We start from the raw sequence: 15,413 nt of genomic DNA, 5'->3' as shown, positions 1-15,413 counted from the left end.
AAAGGCGTGCGGGCGTAGAACCTGTTCACTGTCTCGCGATCCCCTGAGAGACAGTGAACAGGTTCTCATGGCGCCTGCAGCCAGTCCTTGAGCGGCTGGCCGGCCCAGGCCTTGGCTTCGTCGCCGACGAAGGCCAGGGGCTTGGACGCGGGCAGCTTGCGGCGCTTTTCCTGCGCGGCGATGGATTTCTGGGCCTCGCCCATCCAGTCGGTGATCGACAGCTTCTCGGCACCCACCTGGCCGAACAGGGCCTCGGCGAACGGGGTGTTGTTGCCGGTGTACTGGCACTTGAACGAGGTGGCGCGCACGTCGGTCGCGGTCAGCACCACGCGGTTGGGGGCCTTCAGTGGCTCGATGAAGGCACCGCTGTAGCAGGCGGACAGCACCACCAGCGTGGGCACCTTGGCCAGCGGGGCCAGGGCGTCGCTGAGGATCTTGGGCGTGATGGGCTGCTGGTTCTTGCCGCCCGCGTTGACGCTGAGCAGGCCGGGGTTGGCGTGGGTGGAGATGAACAGCAGCACGCGGTCACGCGGGCGCGCCACCTCGGCCGTCCTGGCCATCACCAGCGCGAAGTTCTCGGCCGTGGCCTGCGGCCAGTCGGCGCTCTGGTCCTTGGCCGGGTTGGCCAGCCGCAGCATCAGGGCATTGGGGTCGATCTCGCTGACCAGCTTTTCGGCCAGCTGCACATCGTTGCGGAAGGCCTTGGACTGCGAGTGCATCGCAAAGCCGGCAAAGATGATGCGGCCTGGCGGCTCGGCCGGCGGGGGCGGCTCGGGGGCGGCCTGGGGTGCAGGCGCGGGGGACTCGGTCACCTGGGCAGGGGGCGCGGCACAGCCGGCGGCTGCGAGGGCCAGGGCCAGGGCGCTGGCGTGCAAGAAGCGCCGCGTGGCGGCGTGGGAGGCAAGAGGCGATGGCATCGATGGTGTTTCCACGGTAGGCAGGAATCGGGCGCCACCGGGCGCGGCGCGCAGGTGGTTCCGAAGCGTGCGTATCGTAAGGGAGTGCCATGGCGAGTCCAGCGCCTGTTTGGGTGAGTGGCCATGCCGGTGATTGCGTTGTCATCTACGGCCATTGGCAATTACATGCTATCAAATGAGTAGCAAATAACAAAAAGCCGGTGCATGCACCGGCTTCCAGTTTGTGTGGCATAAGTCACACTTTGATCATGCTGCAGCCCTCAACGCCGGCCGCGCCAGGCGACTGGCATGCAGCCACGCACGGCGCAGCACCGGCGGCGACCACGACTCCTCGGGGATCAGCAGCAGGCGCTGCGCACGCATCGCCTTGCCCAGCGCGATCTGGCTGGTCAGCACCGCCAGCGGAATGGCCAGCGCCAGCGGCAGGCCCACGGGCATGAGCCACAGCAGGGCGCTGCCATCGACGAAGGCCACGCCCAGCGCCAGGAGGGCGATCACGGCGGTCATCGGGGCGAGCTGGCGCGTGGCCTGGCCCCAGGGCACGGCATTGGCTTCGCGCGGGGGCGACTTCCATTGCAGTTCCAGGCCGGTGATCGCCAGCAGCACGAACAGCGAGTGGGCCAGCATGCGCACGGGCGCCTGCAAAATGGCCAGCACGCTTTCGACCACGGCGCTCTTGACCAGACTCCAGCCGCCACCGTACTGCGCCTGCTCGCGGCGCATGAAAACCGCGGACACGCCCAGGATGCGCGGCAGGAACAGCATGGACACCGTCCAGCCCCACAGGCCCAGCAGCTCGGCCGGCAGGATGTGCCAATTGGCCACCACGGGTGCGCCCGACAGCCACAGGGCCGTGCCCAGCGTCAGGAAGGCCAGCCACAGCGGGGCCGACAGGTAGGCCATGGCGCCGGTCACGAACATCGAGCGGTGTACGGCATGGATGCCGGGCTCGGCCATCAGGCGCGCGTTCTGCAGGTTGCCCTGGCACCAGCGGCGGTCCCGCTGCAGCTCGGCCAGCAGGTCCGGCGGTTGCTGCTCGTAGCTGCCGATCAGGTCGGACACCAGCCACACGTGGTAGCCGGCGCGGCGCATCAGCGCGGCCTCAACGAAGTCGTGCGACATGATGCCACCCGACAGTCCGCCCTTGCCCGCGATGGGGGCCAGCGCGCAGTGCTGCATGAAGGGTTCCATGCGGATGATGGCGTTGTGGCCCCAGTAGTGCGACTCGCCCAGCTGCCAGTACTGCATCCCCAGGGTGAACAGGCGTCCGGTGACGCGCGAGGCGAACTGCTGCGCGCGGGCGTGCAGCGTGACGTGGCCGATGGCCTGCGTGGCGGTCTGGATGATGCCGGCGCTGGGGTTGGCTTCCATCAGTTTGGCCATGGAGACGATGCAGTCGCCGCTCATCACGCTGTCGGCATCGAGCACCACCATGTAGCGGTAGTCCTTGCCCCAGCGGCGGCAGAAGTCGGCCACGTTGCCGGCCTTGCGGTGGCTGCGGCGCGTGCGCAGGCGGTAGTACACCTGCACCTGGGGCTGCTGGCCGTGCTCGGCCAGCGCGCTGCGCAGGTCTTCCCAAGCGGCACGCTCGGCCCGGGCGATGTCCTTGTCGTAGCTGTCGGACAGCACGAACACGTCGAACGTGGCGCCGTGGCCTGTGGCCGCCACCGATTCGCAGGTGGCACGCAGGCCGGCAAACACCGTGGCCACGTCCTCGTTGCAGATCGGCATGATGATGGCCGTGCGCGCCTCGGGCGAGAGTTGGGCGGATGCCACGCTCTTGGCCGACAGCGCATGGCGGTCACCGCGCAGCATGACCCAGAAGCCCATCATGCCGGTCATGAAGCCGGTAACCACCCAGGCCGAGAGCAGCGCGAACAGCGCCATCTGGCCGTAGCCCAGCCAGGCGTTGTCGTAGTCGGGCTGCACACCGGCGAACAAGGTGGTGGCCAGCGTGGTGCTGAGCACCGTGAGCAGTGCGAAGGTCCAGCGGCGGCGCTGGGCGGCGCCCTGCCAGGCCTCGTGCTGCATGCCGGCCGGGGTGGCCGGTGGAGCGCTGCCGGGGCGGCCGGTCAGGCGCAGCAGCAGCGCGGTGCCGATGCTGTTCCAGAAGCCGCGCCAGGGCAGGGGCACCATGGAGCCACGGTGGAGCGGCGGCGCGGTCACGGAATTGGGGTGGCGCTCCTCACGCAGCGTGCTGCGCTGCGTGCGAGGGGCACCACGGTCTTCAGAGGCGAGGGGCTCTGACGGGCTTACTCGGGAAGAATGATGTGCGTCCATGTTTCGCTCACAGCGTGGTTGTCGTGTTGAAGGAAGGCGCGCAGCTCGATCGGGCGATCGGCCTGCTGGCGCTGTACGCGCACGGTCATGCGCCACTGCCCGGTGGCAGGGTTGCGGTAGGCCGCGTTTTCGAGAACCTTGCCGTTGGCATCGGCGGTGACCACGGCCTTCACGGCCGCATCGGTGGGCAGGGCGGCCAGCGCCGGGCCGGTGAAATCGACCACGTACTGCACCTGCTGGCGCAGCTCCTGCGCGCTTTGCTTGGTAAAGCCCATGCCGCGGCGAGACTGCGTGGCCCAGCTGCCCGGCGGGCGCTGCTGTTCATCGCCCTGCCAGCCGAGCTCGTACGAGAACTCCAGCGGCGTGCCGGGGACGGGCAGTTTGGCCGGCACCCAGTAGGCGACGATGTTGTCGTGCGTTTCGTCGGGCGTGTTGTTCTGCACCAGCTCCACCCGGCCCGGGCCCCAGTCGTGCAAGGGGCGCACCCAGGCGCTGGGGCGGCGTTCATAGCGGGCTTCCACGTCCTCGTAGCTGGCCCACTGGCGGTCACGCTGCATCAGGCCGAAGCCCTTGGGGTTGGTGGTGGTGAACGAGGTCACCAGCGTGCTGCCCGGATTCTGCAACGGGCGCCACAGCCATTCACCCTCGCCCGTGGCGACCATCAGGCCATCGGAGTCGTGCACCTCGGGGCGAAAGTCCTGCTTGCGCGGCTGGTTCTCGCCAAAGAAGAACATGCTGGTCAGCGGCGCCACGCCCAGCGTGCCGATGGGCTTGGCGGCGTTGCCACGCACGAAGACCCGGGCGCGCACGGTGGTCACGGTCTGCGGCCCCGGCGTGATGTCGAAGCGGTAGGCACCGGTGGCGCGGGGCGAGTCGAGCAGCGCAAACACCGTGACCTGCTTGCCTTGGGGCTCGGGCTTGACCAGCCAGAAGTCGGTAAAGCGCGGAAACTCCTCGCCCATGCCGCCCACGGTGTCGATCGCCAGGCCGCGCGCCGACAGGCCGTACTGCTGGCCGGCGCCCAGCGCGCGGAAATAGCTCGCGCCCTGGAACACCGCCAGCTCGTCCTTGTACTCGGGCGAATTGAGGTGGTTGTGCAGGCGAAAGCCCGCAAAACCGAGGTCACCCCAGGCCTGGGGCTGAACTGTGTTCTTGCCGTAGTCGAAGTCGGCGCGGCTGTAGCTGATGTCGCGCGTGCCCGAAGGCGTCACCTCATGGATGCGCACCGGCTGGGTCTGGTACAGGCCCAGGTGGAAGAACATGGCCTCGAAGGGCAGCTTCTCGGCGCGCCACAGGGCACGCTCGGGCTTGTAGCGGATGTCGCGCACCTGGTCGTAATTGAGCTGGGCCAGGTCGGCGGGTAGCTTGTCGCTGGCAGCAACGAAAGGCTTGTCGGCGCGCTCACGCGCCAGCTTTGTCAGGCTCTCGAAATCGAACGCCTGTGCCTGCGCCACGCTGGCCGCCAGCAGGGCGGACAGCGCCAGCGTGGCTGCAGCGCTGCAGCGCAAGCTGCGTGAAAAAGAAGGAAAGACAGCATCCATGCCGACATATAGGGCAAACCCTGTGCCAGCTTGAAAAAATGCTTGTATATCAATGACTTAGGGGTGATTGCGCCTGTAAGCAAGTGTGCAGTGCAGCAAAACGGCCTCAAAAGGCCGGTTTTTGTCGCCGGATGGCGACAGGGGGATGGCTGCGCATCGCCAATCCCTTTGAAATCAAGGACTTACTCCTGTCGCTCATCGGCGACGTCATCGCCCGGGCCTTCGTCCGGCGTGGCGTCGCTCTTGAAATGGCCAGGGGTCAGCGCATGCTTTTGCAGCAGCCGGTAGAACTCCGTGCGGTTGCGCTGGGCCAGGCGCGCGGCGTCGGCCACGTTGCCATCGGTCATCTTGAGCAGACCCACCAGGTACTCGCGCTCGAAGCGCTGGCGTGCATCGGCAAAGCTCAGCACCGGGGCCGAGGGGATGCGCAGCGCACGCTGCACCAGGGTCAGCGGCACCAGCGGCGTGGTGGACAGGGCACACACCTGCTCCACCACGTTGAACAGCTGGCGCACGTTGCCGGGCCAGGCCGCCGTGGTCAGAGCCTTGAGGGCCTCGGGTGCAAAGCCCGACAGGCGCTTGTCGTACTTGCGCGCCAGCCGGTCCAGGAAATGGTTGGCCAGCAGGGCGATGTCCTCGCGCCGCTCGGCCAGGGTCGGCAGTGCCAGGGTGACGACGTTGAGGCGGTAGTACAGATCCTCGCGGAACTGGGCCGTGGCCATGGCGGCCTCCAGGTCGCGGTGGGTGGCCGAGATGATGCGCACGTCGATGGGCGTGGACTGGCTCGAGCCCACAGGCCGCACGGCCCGCTCCTGCAGCACGCGCAGCAGCTTGACCTGCAGCGCGGGCGGCATGTCGCCGATCTCGTCGAGCAGCAGGGTGCCGCCCTCGGCGGCCTGGAACAGGCCCTTGTGGTTGCTGGTCGCGTCGGTGAAGGCGCCCTTGACGTGGCCGAACAGCTCGGACTCCAGCAGCGCCTCGGGAATGGCGCCGCAGTTGACCGCCACGAAGGGCTTGGCCGCGCGCGGGCTGGCCCGGTGGATGGCTTGGGCCAGCAGCTCCTTGCCGGCGCCGCTGTCGCCCAGCAGCAGCACGCTGGCGTCCGACTGGGCCACCATGTAGGCCTCGGCCAGCAGCTCGGTCATGCGGTTGGAGCGGCTCACGATGTCGGCGCGCCAGGCCTCGTTGGCATGCGCCTGGGCCACCACCGGCGCGCTCAGCGCCAGGGCCTGGCCGATCTTCTCGAGCAGGTCCTTGCCGTCGTAGGGCTTGGTCAGGTAGGTGAACACGCCGCGCGAGGTCGCCTCCACCGCATCGGGGATGGTGCCGTGCGCGGTCAGCAGAATCACCGGCAGCGAGGGGTGGCGCTCGCGCACCTCGTCGAACAGGGCCAGCCCATCCTTGCCCGGCAGCCGCACGTCGCTGAGCACCAGCTGGGGCCGCGCCATTTCGAGCTGGGCCAGCGCGGCCTCGGCCGAGCCCACGGCGATCACCTCGTAGCCCGCGCCCTTCAGGCGCAGGGAGAGCAGGCGCAGCATGTCGGCATCGTCATCCACCACCAGGATGCGTTGCTGGCCGCTGGCCGGGGTGCCGGGGGTCTTGGTCGATGCGGGCATGGTTCAGCGGGCCTCGCTGGCGGCTGGTGCGGGGGGCCGGGCCGTCATGCTGCGCTCGATGGCGCGCACGGCCTCCAGGCGCTCGTTGAGCTGGTCGGTGCGGCGCTGGGCGTCGCGCAGCTGCTGGGCCTGCCGTTCCAACTGCTCTTCCAGCCGGCGCTGCTGCAGCAGGCGCCCTTCCAGCAGGCGGGCCAGGGGGTGCAGGGGCTGGGTGCTCGCATCGTTGTGGCCCAGCAGGCGCTGCACCATGGCCAGGGCGCGGGCGGTGTCCACGGGTTGGCGCGTCTGTGCCAGCGCCAGTGCCAGGTTCAAGGGGCTGGCGGCCAGGGTGTCCTCGGCCTCGCCCAGGCGGGCAATCTCGCGCGTGAGTTCGGCAGGCGGCATGCGCTGCACGCGGTCCGCATAGGCCAGCGCCAGGGTGACCTGCGCCACCTCGGGCACGGGTGCGCTGGCAGGCAAGGCGGGCAGTGGCACTGGCTCGACGGGCGGCGCCACGGGCAGCGGTGCAGGCACCACCACGGCCACCGGGGCGGGTGGCGAGCGCGGGGGCGCGGGACTGGTGCAGCCCGCCAGCAGCACCGCGGGGGCCAGCACCAGGGTGCCGATCTGAAGCCGCGCAGTACGGGTCGGTGACAAGCTAGGAAGCATGGGGCAGTTCGATGCGAAAAAAGGAATGGTCGCCATCTTCCACCAGTTCCACCCGGCCGCCGTGGGCGCCGATGTATTCCTGGACGATGGACAGGCCGACCCCGGTGCCGCGCACGGCATCCTCGGGCTGGCGGGCGCCGCGGTAGAAGGGTTCGAAGACATGGGGCCGGTCGGCAGGGGCCACGCCCGGGCCCTGGTCGAGGACGTCGATGCGCACCCGTCCCGGAACCCGGGACACTTCAAGGCGCACCGTGCCCTGCTTGGGCGAGAAGCGGATGGCGTTGGACAGCAGGTTGCCGATGGCCGAGGCGATCTTGTCGCCGTCGAGCGCCAGCGACACGGGTGCGCCCTGCACCAGCACGCGCAGGCCGCGGGCCTGCCACTGCAGGCGCTGGGACTCCACCTGGGCCTCCAGCAGCGCGATCAGGTCGGTGTCGCGCCGGTGCAGTTGCCGGGCCTCGAAGGCGGCGGCGTTGAAGCGCAGCAGCGCCTCGATCTCGTTTTGCAGCACGATCGTGTTGTGGTGCAGGATCTGCGCGACCTCCTGCTGCCCGGGGTTGAGCTCGCCGGTCACACCGTCCTGCAGCAGGGCCACGCCCTCGCGCATGGAGGCCAGGGGCGTCTTGAGCTCGTGCGATACGTGGCGCAAAAAGCGCGCCTTGTCCGAGTCGAGCTCCAAGAGGCGCAGGCGCAGCCATTCAAGCTGCAGGCCCACGCGGCGCACGTCGGCCGGGCCGCTGATCTGGATGGGCTGCTCCAGGTCGTTCTCGCCGAGCAGGCGGATGGCCCCTTCGAGCCGCTTGAACGGCCGCGCCAGCCAGATGCCGAACGAAAGCGCCAGCACCAGCGCCAGCACGATCACGCCCACCACCTGGTGCGTGACCTCACGGCGGCTGGCGTCGACCTTGGCCTGCAGGGCGCTGTTGCGCTCGGCGTTGAGCTCCTGCACTGCTTGCACGATGGCGTTGTGCAGCGTGTCGAGCGCGGCGAATTCCTCGGCTGCGGCGCGCTCGTTCTCCAGCGACACCGCGGCCGGGGCCGCCATCAGCGACTGCACCGTGGCCAGGTGGGCGCGCCACTGGGCCACGTGCCTGGCCGGCAGGCCGCCGTCCTGCAGCTGCTGCAGGGTCTGCTGGGCGTCGCGCGCCATGTCGTCGAAGCCCCGGCGCAACTGCGCGTCGCCCAGCACCAGCGACTGCCGCGCTGCCCGCTCCATGGTCTGGCCGCGCTGGCCCAGGGCCTGCGCAGCGGCGCTCAGGCGCGTGGCCTGCACGGCGCCCTCGCGGCTTTGCACCATGAGCTGCTCCAGCGAGTACAGGGCCCCCAGCGAACTGGCGCCCAGCAGGCCGGCAATCAGCAAAAAGGCCAGCAGCAGCAACTGCTGGAACGACAGGCCATGCAGGCGGTTCCTGCCCGGTTCACTCACGCGTGAAGCACTCGATTCGGCCATGGAGAGTGGGATGGGCCGCAGCTCAGGCCGTGGCTGTTTCTTGCACCACGACTTCGCCGCGCAGCGTATAGGCCTTGGCCTCTGTGATGGTCACGTCCACCATCTGGCCGACCAGGCGCGGCTGGCCCACGAAGTTGACCACACGGTTGCACTCGGTGCGACCCATGAGCTCGCTGGCGTCGCGCTTGGAGGCGCCTTCGACCAGGATGCGCTGCACCGAGCCCACGCGGCTTTCGCTGATGGACTTGATGTTGGCGTTGATCACCGACTGCAGGTGCTGCAGGCGGCGCAGCTTCACCTCGTGCGGCGTGTCGTCGTGCAGGCCGGCGGCGGGCGTGCCGGGGCGTGGGCTGAAGATGAAGCTGAAGCTGTTGTCGAAGTGGACGTCGTCGATCAGCTTCATCATCTTGCCGAAGTCTTCTTCGGTCTCGCCGGGGAAGCCGACGATGAAGTCGCTGCTCATGGCCAGGTCGGGGCGGATGGCGCGCAGCTTGCGCACCGTGCTCTTGTATTCCATGGCGGTGTAGCCGCGCTTCATGGCCATCAGGATGCGGTCGCTGCCGTGCTGCACCGGCAGGTGCAGGTGGTTGGCCAGCTTGGGGATGCTGGCGTAGGCGGCGATCAGGCGCGGCGTGAACTCGTTGGGGTGGCTGGTGGTGTAGCGGATGCGCTCGATCCCGGGGATCTCGGCCACGTACTCGAGCAGTAGCGCAAAGTCGGCGATCTCGGCCGTGCCGCCCATCTTGCCCAGGTAGGCGTTCACGTTCTGGCCCAGCAGCGTGATCTCCTTCACGCCCTGGTCGGCCAGGCCTGCCACTTCCACCAGCACGTCGTCGAAGGGGCGGCTGACCTCCTCGCCGCGCGTGTAGGGCACCACGCAGTAGCTGCAGTACTTGCTGCAGCCTTCCATGATGGAGACGAAGGCGCTCGCGCCCTCGACCCGCGCCGGGGGCAGGTGGTCGAACTTCTCGATCTCGGGGAAGCTGATGTCCACCTGCGGGCGGTCCAGGCGCTCGCGCTGGTTCAGCAGCTCGGGCAGGCGGTGCAGGGTCTGGGGGCCGAACACCACGTCGACGTAGGGCGCGCGCTTGATGATCTCGGCGCCCTCCTGGCTGGCCACGCAGCCGCCCACGCCGATCTTCACGCCGCGCGCCTTCAGGTGCTTGATGCGGCCCAGGTCGCTGAACACTTTTTCCTGCGCCTTCTCGCGCACCGAGCAGGTGTTGAACAGGATCAGGTCGGCCTCGTCCACGTTCTGCGTGGGCTCGTAGCCCTGTGCGGCGTGCAGTACGTCGGCCATCTTGTCCGAGTCGTACTCGTTCATCTGGCAGCCGAAGGTTTTGATGAAGACTTTTTTGGCCATGGCAGTCAATTCTCGTGTCCGAATGGGGATGCGGCGGCACGCGTGGGGCGGCCGCTCTGGGTGGGGGGGTGGGCGCGCGCGTGGCCCACCGGGACCGGGCTTACTTCTTGACCGGGTCCGAGTCGGTGCGGAAGTTGAACTGGATCGTGTCCCCAGGACCTTTGCGGGGCTGGGCCGCCTCGCCCTGGGTCAGGATCCAGGCGGACAGCAGCATGCCCGTGCTGTTCTCGATCAGGTAGTTGACCTTGAAGGTCTGGCCCTGCACGGTGTGCAGCATCACCAGCGTGTTCTGCGGGGTGAACAGGCGCATGCCCGGCGCCATGCGGATGGCGTTGCCATTGAGCTTGGCCTCGGATCCGGCCAGCACGGTCAGGTTGCCGCGCAGCGATGCGTCGGGGAAGTTGCGCATCTCGCCCATGCCGCCGGGCACCTGCTGGGCCTTGACCGGGGTGGCGGCGCACAGCAGCGCGGCGAGGCCGGCGGCGGCCAGGGCGCGCAGCGGGGATCGGCCTTTGCGGGCTTGGGAAGTCAGGGCAGGGGTGCAGCGGTTCATGGTGTGTATCCAGAGGCTGTGAAGCAAGGTGGGGAAGGCGATTTTACCGGCCGGCGCGCTGGCAAAGGCCTTTTGGAACAAGCCCTTACCGTACACACCATGCGCCGAAACAACGCCGGCCCAAGAAAAAACCCGCAGCGCCAGGGCGCAGCGGGTTTTTGAATGTGGTGGTGGTAGGTGGACTTGAACCACCGACATCAGCATTATGAATGCTGCGCTCTAACCAACTGAGCTATACCACCGCAGACCGAAATTATAGAACAAAAATTATTGGTGTGTAAAGTTCGCGGCGCGTTTGTTCACGAAAGCGTCCATGCCTTCCTTCTGGTCCTGGGTGGAGAACAGGGCGTGGAACAGGCGGCGCTCGAACATCACGCCGTCCGACAGGCTGCCTTCGAAGGCGCGGTTCACCGATTCCTTGGCGGCCATCACGGCGATCTGCGAGAAGCCCGCGATGACGAGGGCGGCGCCCAGGGCTTCGTCGGCCAGCTTGTCGTAGGGCACGACGCGGCTGACCAGGCCGGCGCGCTCGGCTTCGGTGGCGTCCATCATGCGGCCCGTGAGGGCCATGTCCATGGCCTTGGACTTGCCCACCGCGCGCGGCAGGCGCTGCGTGCCGCCGGCGCCGGGGATCACGCCGAGCTTGATCTCGGGCTGGCCGAACTTGGCGTTGTCGGCAGCGATGATGAAGTCGCACATCATCGCCAGCTCGCAGCCGCCACCCAGGGCGAAGCCGCTCACGGCCGCGATCACGGGTTTGCGGATGGAGCGGATGGTTTCCCAGTTGCGCGTGATGTAGTCGCCCTTGTAGGTATCGGCAAAGCTGTATTTGGCCATGGCGCCTATGTCGGCGCCCGCAGCGAACGCGCGCTCGCTGCCGGTCACGATCACGCAGCCGATCTTCTCGTCGGCGTCGAAGGCCTTGAGGGCCTGGCCCAGCTCGTCCATCAGCTGGTCGTTGAGCGCGTTGAGCTGCTTGGGGCGGTTGAGCGTGACGATGCCGACCTTCTCGGCTTCGGTGCGCACTTCAATGGTTTCGTAGGCCATGGAATCGGATCTCCTGTGGTTGTTGGTGTGTCAGTTGCTCTGTGCCGGACGACTATACCCAAGCGGGGCCGACCCAGGCGGTGCGGTGGGTCTCAGGCCAGCCAACGGCCTACGGAGGCACTGTTGGAGATGCCCAGGCTGATGGTGTCGGGGTGCGCGCCCTTGCGCTCGGCCGCATCGGCCGGTAGCGCCAGTGGCAGCTGCAGCAGCCGGCCATCGCGCGCCACCACGGCCACCAGCTTGTGCCCGGTGCCCGCATAGAAGGCCACGTCGTCGAGCTTTTGCACGCGCCAGCCCTGCCCGTCCACCAGCACGCCCAGCCACTCGTCGCCCGCGGCGATCCCGGCCTTTTCGGCCGCGCCGCCGCGCAGCACGGTCTTGACCTGCACGCTGTGGTTTTCCGCCACGCGCAGGCCCAGCCGCTGCGCCAGCTGAGGACGCTCGGCCTTGAGCAGCACGCCATGGGCGGCCAGCAGCTCGGCCAGGGGCAGCTCGCCCGTGCCGTGTACCCAGGCATCGATCTCGCTGTCGAACGGCCGGTGCGCCAGCTCTTTGAGGACTGCGCGCAGGTCGGCTTCGGTCATCGGGCCGCCCTCGGTGCGTTTCCACAGCGCGCGCATCACCTCGTCCAGCGTGGTCTTGCCTTCGCGGCGCAGGGCCAGGTCCAGGCACAGGCCGACCAGCGATCCCTTGGTGTAGTAGCTCACCGTGGAGTTGGGCGTATTCTCGTCCTGGCGGTAGTACTTGACCCAGGCATCGAAGCTGGCCTGGGCCACCGTCTGCACATGGCGCCCAGGCGTTTGCAGCACCTGGTTGACGGTCTTGGTGATCAGCCGCAGGTAGGCCGCATCGTCGATCAGGCCCGCACGGCGCAGCAGCAGGTCGTCGTAGTAGCTCGTGAAACCTTCAAAGAACCACAGCAGCTGGGTGTAGTTCTCGCGGCCGTAGTCGTAGCGGGTGAGTTCCGCCGGGCGCAGGCGCTTGACGTTCCAGGTGTGGAAGTACTCATGGCTGACCAGGCCCAGCAAGGTGGTGTAGCCATCGCTGGCGCGTGCCTCGCCCTGGCGTGGCAGGTCGCGGCGGCCGCAGATCAGCGCGGTGGAGTTGATGTGCTCCAGCCCGCCATAGCTGTCGCCCACGGCGTTGAGCATGAACAGGTAGCTCTTGAACGGCGCCTTGGCCTTGTCGCCGTGCCAGAAGGCCATGGCCGTCTCGCAGATCTTCTGCGTGTCGGCCAGCAGGCGCTTGCCATCGAACGAAGGGGCCGCACCCGCGACCACGAAACGGTGTGCAACGCCACCTGCAGTGAAGCGGCCACTCCAGAAGGTGCCCATTTCCACCGGGCAGTCCACCAGTTCGTCGTAGTGCGCGGCGCCATAGGTGCCAAAGCCCGCCTTGTCGGTGGCCCGGGCCGTGAGCCCGGTGGCGACGGACCAGTGCGCGGTGGCGGCCGTGCTGGCCACCTCCAGCGTGTGCTCGCCGTCTTCCTGGCCCTGCACGCGAAGGCACAGGCTGGTGCCGTTGAAGAAGCCGCGCGCCGCGTCCAGCCAGGCGGTGCGCACCGAGTTGTCGTAGGCGCAGACCTGGTACGTCAGCACCAGGGGCTGGCCGGGGCGGCACTCGGCCTGCCAGCGGTTTTTTTCGAGCTGGGTCAGTGGCACCGTGCGCCGGCCCTGGCGCGCCTGCAGGTGCTGCAGGTTCTTCGCGAACTCGCGCACCAGGTAGCTGCCCGGGATCCACACCGGCAGCGACAGTTCCTGCCGCTCGGCGGGCGCCGCGACCGTGAGGGTGACCGAGAACAGGTGGGCGTTGAGGTCTGCCGGCTCGACGCGGTAGTGAACGGGGGCGTGGGACGTGTCTTCGGTGCGCTGGGTGGCCATGGGCGGTGCTTTGCGTGGCGCGGGGCCGGGGCACCTCGGGGAGGGGCCTGACCCGCTCGGTTCGAAATCAGGGGCTGCCGGGCGCGGGGGCCCGGCGCGTCCTGCCGGTGTCGGTCAGTTCGTCGTGGGGGTCTCGGCGGCTTCCGCCAGGCGCTTTTCCACATCCTGCGCGCCAATGGCGCCTGGCACGCGGATGCCGTCGGCAAAGATCAGGGTCGGCGTGCCGGTGATCTTGTGCTTCTTGCCGAATGCCAGGTTGCGCTGTAACGCGTTGGTGTCGCAGCTGGCGGCCGCAGGGTTCTTGTCGCGCACCATCATGTCCTGCCAGGCGGCGACCTTGTCCTTGGCGCACCAGATGTTGCGCGACTTCTCGGCCGAATCGGGGCTCAGGATGGGGTACAGGAACAGGTACACCGTCACATTGTCCACCTTCTGCATGTCGCGCTCGAAGCGCTTGCAGTAGCCGCAGTTGGGGTCCTCGAACACCGCCACCTTGCGCTTGCCATCGCCGCGCACGATGGTGAAGGCGTCCTTGATCGGCAGGGCCGAGAAGTCCACGGCCGTGATCTTGGCGATGCGGTCTTCGGTCAGGTTGCGGCGCGCCTTGGTGTCGATCAGCTCGCCCTGGATCAGGTAGTTGCCCTTGGCATCGGTGTAGAACACGTCGGTGCCGATGCGCACCTCGTACAGCCCCTGCATGGGCGTGGGGCTGACCTCGTCGATCTGCTTCATCTGCGGAATGCGCTCGGCCAGGGCCTTGCGGATGACCGCTTCCTGGGCCATGGCCGACGACAGGCCCAGCAAGGCCAGTGCAGCGCCTGCCAGCACGGTGGAAATCAGTTTCATGGTGTTCTCGTTCGCTTGGATTCGGGCGGGGTGGCCACGCTGCTCCGCCCCTGCGTAATAGGTAGGTTAACGGATCCCCATGGCCTGGCGGGCCACGAAGTTCTTGATCGGTCCGCTGCGCTCGAAGCCCTTCATGCCCCAGTTGCGCAGCGCCTGCCAGGGTCCATCCTGGCGCGCGAACAGCTGCTGCAGCCCGTCGGTGGCCAGCCCCATGGGCAGCAGCGCGGCCTTGCGCTCCCTTTCGTAGCGGCGCAGCAGCTTGGGGTCGGCCACGCTGCGCCAGTAGTCGCGTGCGTGCAGCAACCCGGCCAGGGCCTGGGCATCGGCCAGCCCCAGGTTCAGCCCCTGGCCCGCCAGCGGATGCACGTTGTGGGCCGCATCGCCGGCCAGCACAAAACTGCGCAGTTGCTTGCCCTTGGGGGGCAGGGCGCCGCACCAGCGGTCGGCCCGGGCCTGCTGCAGCGGCCAGGAGGCGCGCTCCCCGGTCAGTTGCAGGCCGCCCAGGGTGCGCTGGCTCGCCACTTCCAGGCGCTGCGCGAATTCCTCGGGGGCCAGCGCCAGCAAACCCGGCACCTGCTCCTTCTGCACAGACCACACGACGGCCACGGAGTTCCCCCCGGGCCCGCCCAGGGGCAGAAAAGCCAGGATGCCGTCGGGCAAAAACCATTGGCGGGCCACCTGGCCGTGCGGCTGTTCGCAGGCCAGGCGCGTGGCAATGGCGTGCTGTTCATAGGGCGTGACCTCGAAATCCACGCCGAATTCGGCGCGCGTCTGGCTGGCGCGGCCCTCGCAGACCACCGTCAGCGCGGCGTCCACCGGCTCGCTGAGTGTCTCGACCTGGGGCTGGTAGCGCACGGCCTCGGCCAGGCGGGTCTCCAGCGCCGGCACGTCCACGATCCAGGCCAGCGCATCCACGCCCTGGGCCTGGGCCTCGAAACGCACGGCGCCGCCCTGGTCGCCGGCCACCTGCATGCTCGTGACCGGCGTGGCATGTGTTGCGTCGGGCCAGCTGCGCAGGCCCTCCAGCAGCGTGCGCGAGGCGCTGTTCAGGGCATAGGCACGCACGTCGGCGTTGGCGCCCGACGCCGGGGCCGGGCCGGCCACCAGGGCCACGCGCAGCCGCTCGCGCGCCAGCAGCAGGGCCAGGGTGCGGCCCACGATGCCCGCGCCACGAATACAGATATCAAAGGTTTGCGCCATGCGGGCCATTGTAGAAGCCGGGGCATGGCCGCGTGCGCAGTGCAAAATTGCGGGCGTTTTCCCCGTTTGTCT

The 15,413-nt window shown here is 68.4% G+C and carries 12 protein-coding genes and 1 tRNA gene; all 13 read right to left on the bottom strand.

Features of this window, described 5'->3' with window-relative positions; genetic code table 11:
* Window positions 1–65: 65 nt before the first annotated feature.
* The 13 genes from AC0IZS_RS03960 to AC0IZS_RS03900 all read right to left on the bottom strand — a co-directional run bounded on the left by AC0IZS_RS03960 (window position 66) and on the right by AC0IZS_RS03900 (window position 15,341).
* Window positions 66–917 (bottom strand): C13 family peptidase, encoded by an 852-nt coding sequence (locus AC0IZS_RS03960; protein WP_471634453.1) that lies wholly within the window; start codon window positions 915–917, stop codon window positions 66–68.
* A gap of 246 nt (window positions 918–1,163) precedes the next feature.
* Window positions 1,164–3,197: a glucans biosynthesis glucosyltransferase MdoH gene (mdoH, locus tag AC0IZS_RS03955; protein WP_471634452.1), complete on the bottom strand. Its 2,034-nt coding sequence runs from the start codon at window positions 3,195–3,197 to the stop codon at window positions 1,164–1,166.
* Window positions 3,170–4,738, bottom strand: coding sequence for a glucan biosynthesis protein G (locus tag AC0IZS_RS03950; RefSeq protein ID WP_471634451.1), 1,569 nt, complete (start codon window positions 4,736–4,738; stop codon window positions 3,170–3,172). Before AC0IZS_RS03950 ends, mdoH begins: the two co-directional genes overlap by 28 nt.
* A 182-nt stretch (window positions 4,739–4,920) precedes the next feature.
* A complete protein-coding gene (locus AC0IZS_RS03945; RefSeq protein ID WP_471634450.1) occupies window positions 4,921–6,354 on the bottom strand; it encodes a sigma 54-interacting transcriptional regulator in 1,434 nt (477 codons plus the stop codon).
* A 3-nt stretch (window positions 6,355–6,357) separates the two neighbouring features.
* Entirely contained in the window at window positions 6,358–7,002 is a 645-nt protein-coding gene (locus tag AC0IZS_RS03940; protein ID WP_471634449.1) for a hypothetical protein, read from the bottom strand.
* Entirely contained in the window at window positions 6,992–8,452 is a 1,461-nt protein-coding gene (locus AC0IZS_RS03935; protein ID WP_471634448.1) for a sensor histidine kinase, read from the bottom strand. The genes AC0IZS_RS03940 and AC0IZS_RS03935 overlap by 11 nt, the downstream gene beginning before the upstream one ends.
* 22 nt (window positions 8,453–8,474) lie before the next feature.
* Entirely contained in the window at window positions 8,475–9,815 is a 1,341-nt protein-coding gene (gene miaB, locus AC0IZS_RS03930) for a tRNA (N6-isopentenyl adenosine(37)-C2)-methylthiotransferase MiaB (protein ID WP_471634447.1), read from the bottom strand.
* 100 nt (window positions 9,816–9,915) lie between these two features.
* Window positions 9,916–10,368 carry a hypothetical protein gene (locus AC0IZS_RS03925; protein ID WP_471634446.1) on the bottom strand — a complete coding sequence of 151 codons (453 nt, stop codon included), beginning with the start codon at window positions 10,366–10,368 and terminating at the stop codon, window positions 9,916–9,918.
* 165 nt (window positions 10,369–10,533) lie between these two features.
* Window positions 10,534–10,610, bottom strand: a tRNA-Met gene (locus AC0IZS_RS03920).
* Window positions 10,611–10,635: 25 nt separating this feature from the next.
* Window positions 10,636–11,415 carry an enoyl-CoA hydratase gene (locus tag AC0IZS_RS03915; RefSeq protein WP_057269027.1) on the bottom strand — a complete coding sequence of 260 codons (780 nt, stop codon included), beginning with the start codon at window positions 11,413–11,415 and terminating at the stop codon, window positions 10,636–10,638.
* A 92-nt stretch (window positions 11,416–11,507) separates the two neighbouring features.
* Complete coding sequence (locus tag AC0IZS_RS03910) at window positions 11,508–13,295, bottom strand: M61 family metallopeptidase (protein WP_471634445.1); 1,788 nt, start codon at window positions 13,293–13,295, stop codon at window positions 11,508–11,510.
* A 114-nt stretch (window positions 13,296–13,409) separates the two neighbouring features.
* A complete protein-coding gene (locus tag AC0IZS_RS03905; RefSeq protein ID WP_471634444.1) occupies window positions 13,410–14,141 on the bottom strand; it encodes a DsbC family protein in 732 nt (243 codons plus the stop codon).
* 66 nt (window positions 14,142–14,207) lie between these two features.
* Window positions 14,208–15,341 carry an FAD-dependent monooxygenase gene (locus tag AC0IZS_RS03900; RefSeq protein WP_471634443.1) on the bottom strand — a complete coding sequence of 378 codons (1,134 nt, stop codon included), beginning with the start codon at window positions 15,339–15,341 and terminating at the stop codon, window positions 14,208–14,210.
* Between the last annotated feature and the right edge of the window lie 72 nt (window positions 15,342–15,413).

Source organism: Acidovorax sp. AC410 (genome assembly GCF_979253235.1).
Note: the sequence above shows the minus strand (reverse complement) of the source record. Positions and strands in the feature narration are given on the sequence as shown.

What these genes read in the sequence shown, in the direction of transcription:
- AC0IZS_RS03900 (WP_471634443.1), bottom strand. Translation starts at nt 15,341, where the DNA reads ATGGCGCAAACCTTTGATATCTGTATTCGTGGCGCGGGCATCGTGGGC.
- AC0IZS_RS03910 (WP_471634445.1), bottom strand. Translation starts at nt 13,295, where the DNA reads ATGGCCACCCAGCGCACCGAAGACACGTCCCACGCCCCCGTTCACTAC.
- AC0IZS_RS03915 (WP_057269027.1), bottom strand. Translation starts at nt 11,415, where the DNA reads ATGGCCTACGAAACCATTGAAGTGCGCACCGAAGCCGAGAAGGTCGGC.
- miaB (WP_471634447.1), bottom strand. Translation starts at nt 9,815, where the DNA reads ATGGCCAAAAAAGTCTTCATCAAAACCTTCGGCTGCCAGATGAACGAG.
- AC0IZS_RS03935 (WP_471634448.1), bottom strand. Translation starts at nt 8,452, where the DNA reads ATGGCCGAATCGAGTGCTTCACGCGTGAGTGAACCGGGCAGGAACCGC.
- mdoH (WP_471634452.1), bottom strand. Translation starts at nt 3,197, where the DNA reads ATGGACGCACATCATTCTTCCCGAGTAAGCCCGTCAGAGCCCCTCGCC.
- AC0IZS_RS03950 (WP_471634451.1), bottom strand. Translation starts at nt 4,738, where the DNA reads ATGGATGCTGTCTTTCCTTCTTTTTCACGCAGCTTGCGCTGCAGCGCT.
- AC0IZS_RS03960 (WP_471634453.1), bottom strand. Translation starts at nt 917, where the DNA reads ATGCCATCGCCTCTTGCCTCCCACGCCGCCACGCGGCGCTTCTTGCAC.
- AC0IZS_RS03905 (WP_471634444.1), bottom strand. Translation starts at nt 14,141, where the DNA reads ATGAAACTGATTTCCACCGTGCTGGCAGGCGCTGCACTGGCCTTGCTG.
- AC0IZS_RS03940 (WP_471634449.1), bottom strand. Translation starts at nt 7,002, where the DNA reads ATGCTTCCTAGCTTGTCACCGACCCGTACTGCGCGGCTTCAGATCGGC.
- AC0IZS_RS03925 (WP_471634446.1), bottom strand. Translation starts at nt 10,368, where the DNA reads ATGAACCGCTGCACCCCTGCCCTGACTTCCCAAGCCCGCAAAGGCCGA.
- AC0IZS_RS03945 (WP_471634450.1), bottom strand. Translation starts at nt 6,354, where the DNA reads ATGCCCGCATCGACCAAGACCCCCGGCACCCCGGCCAGCGGCCAGCAA.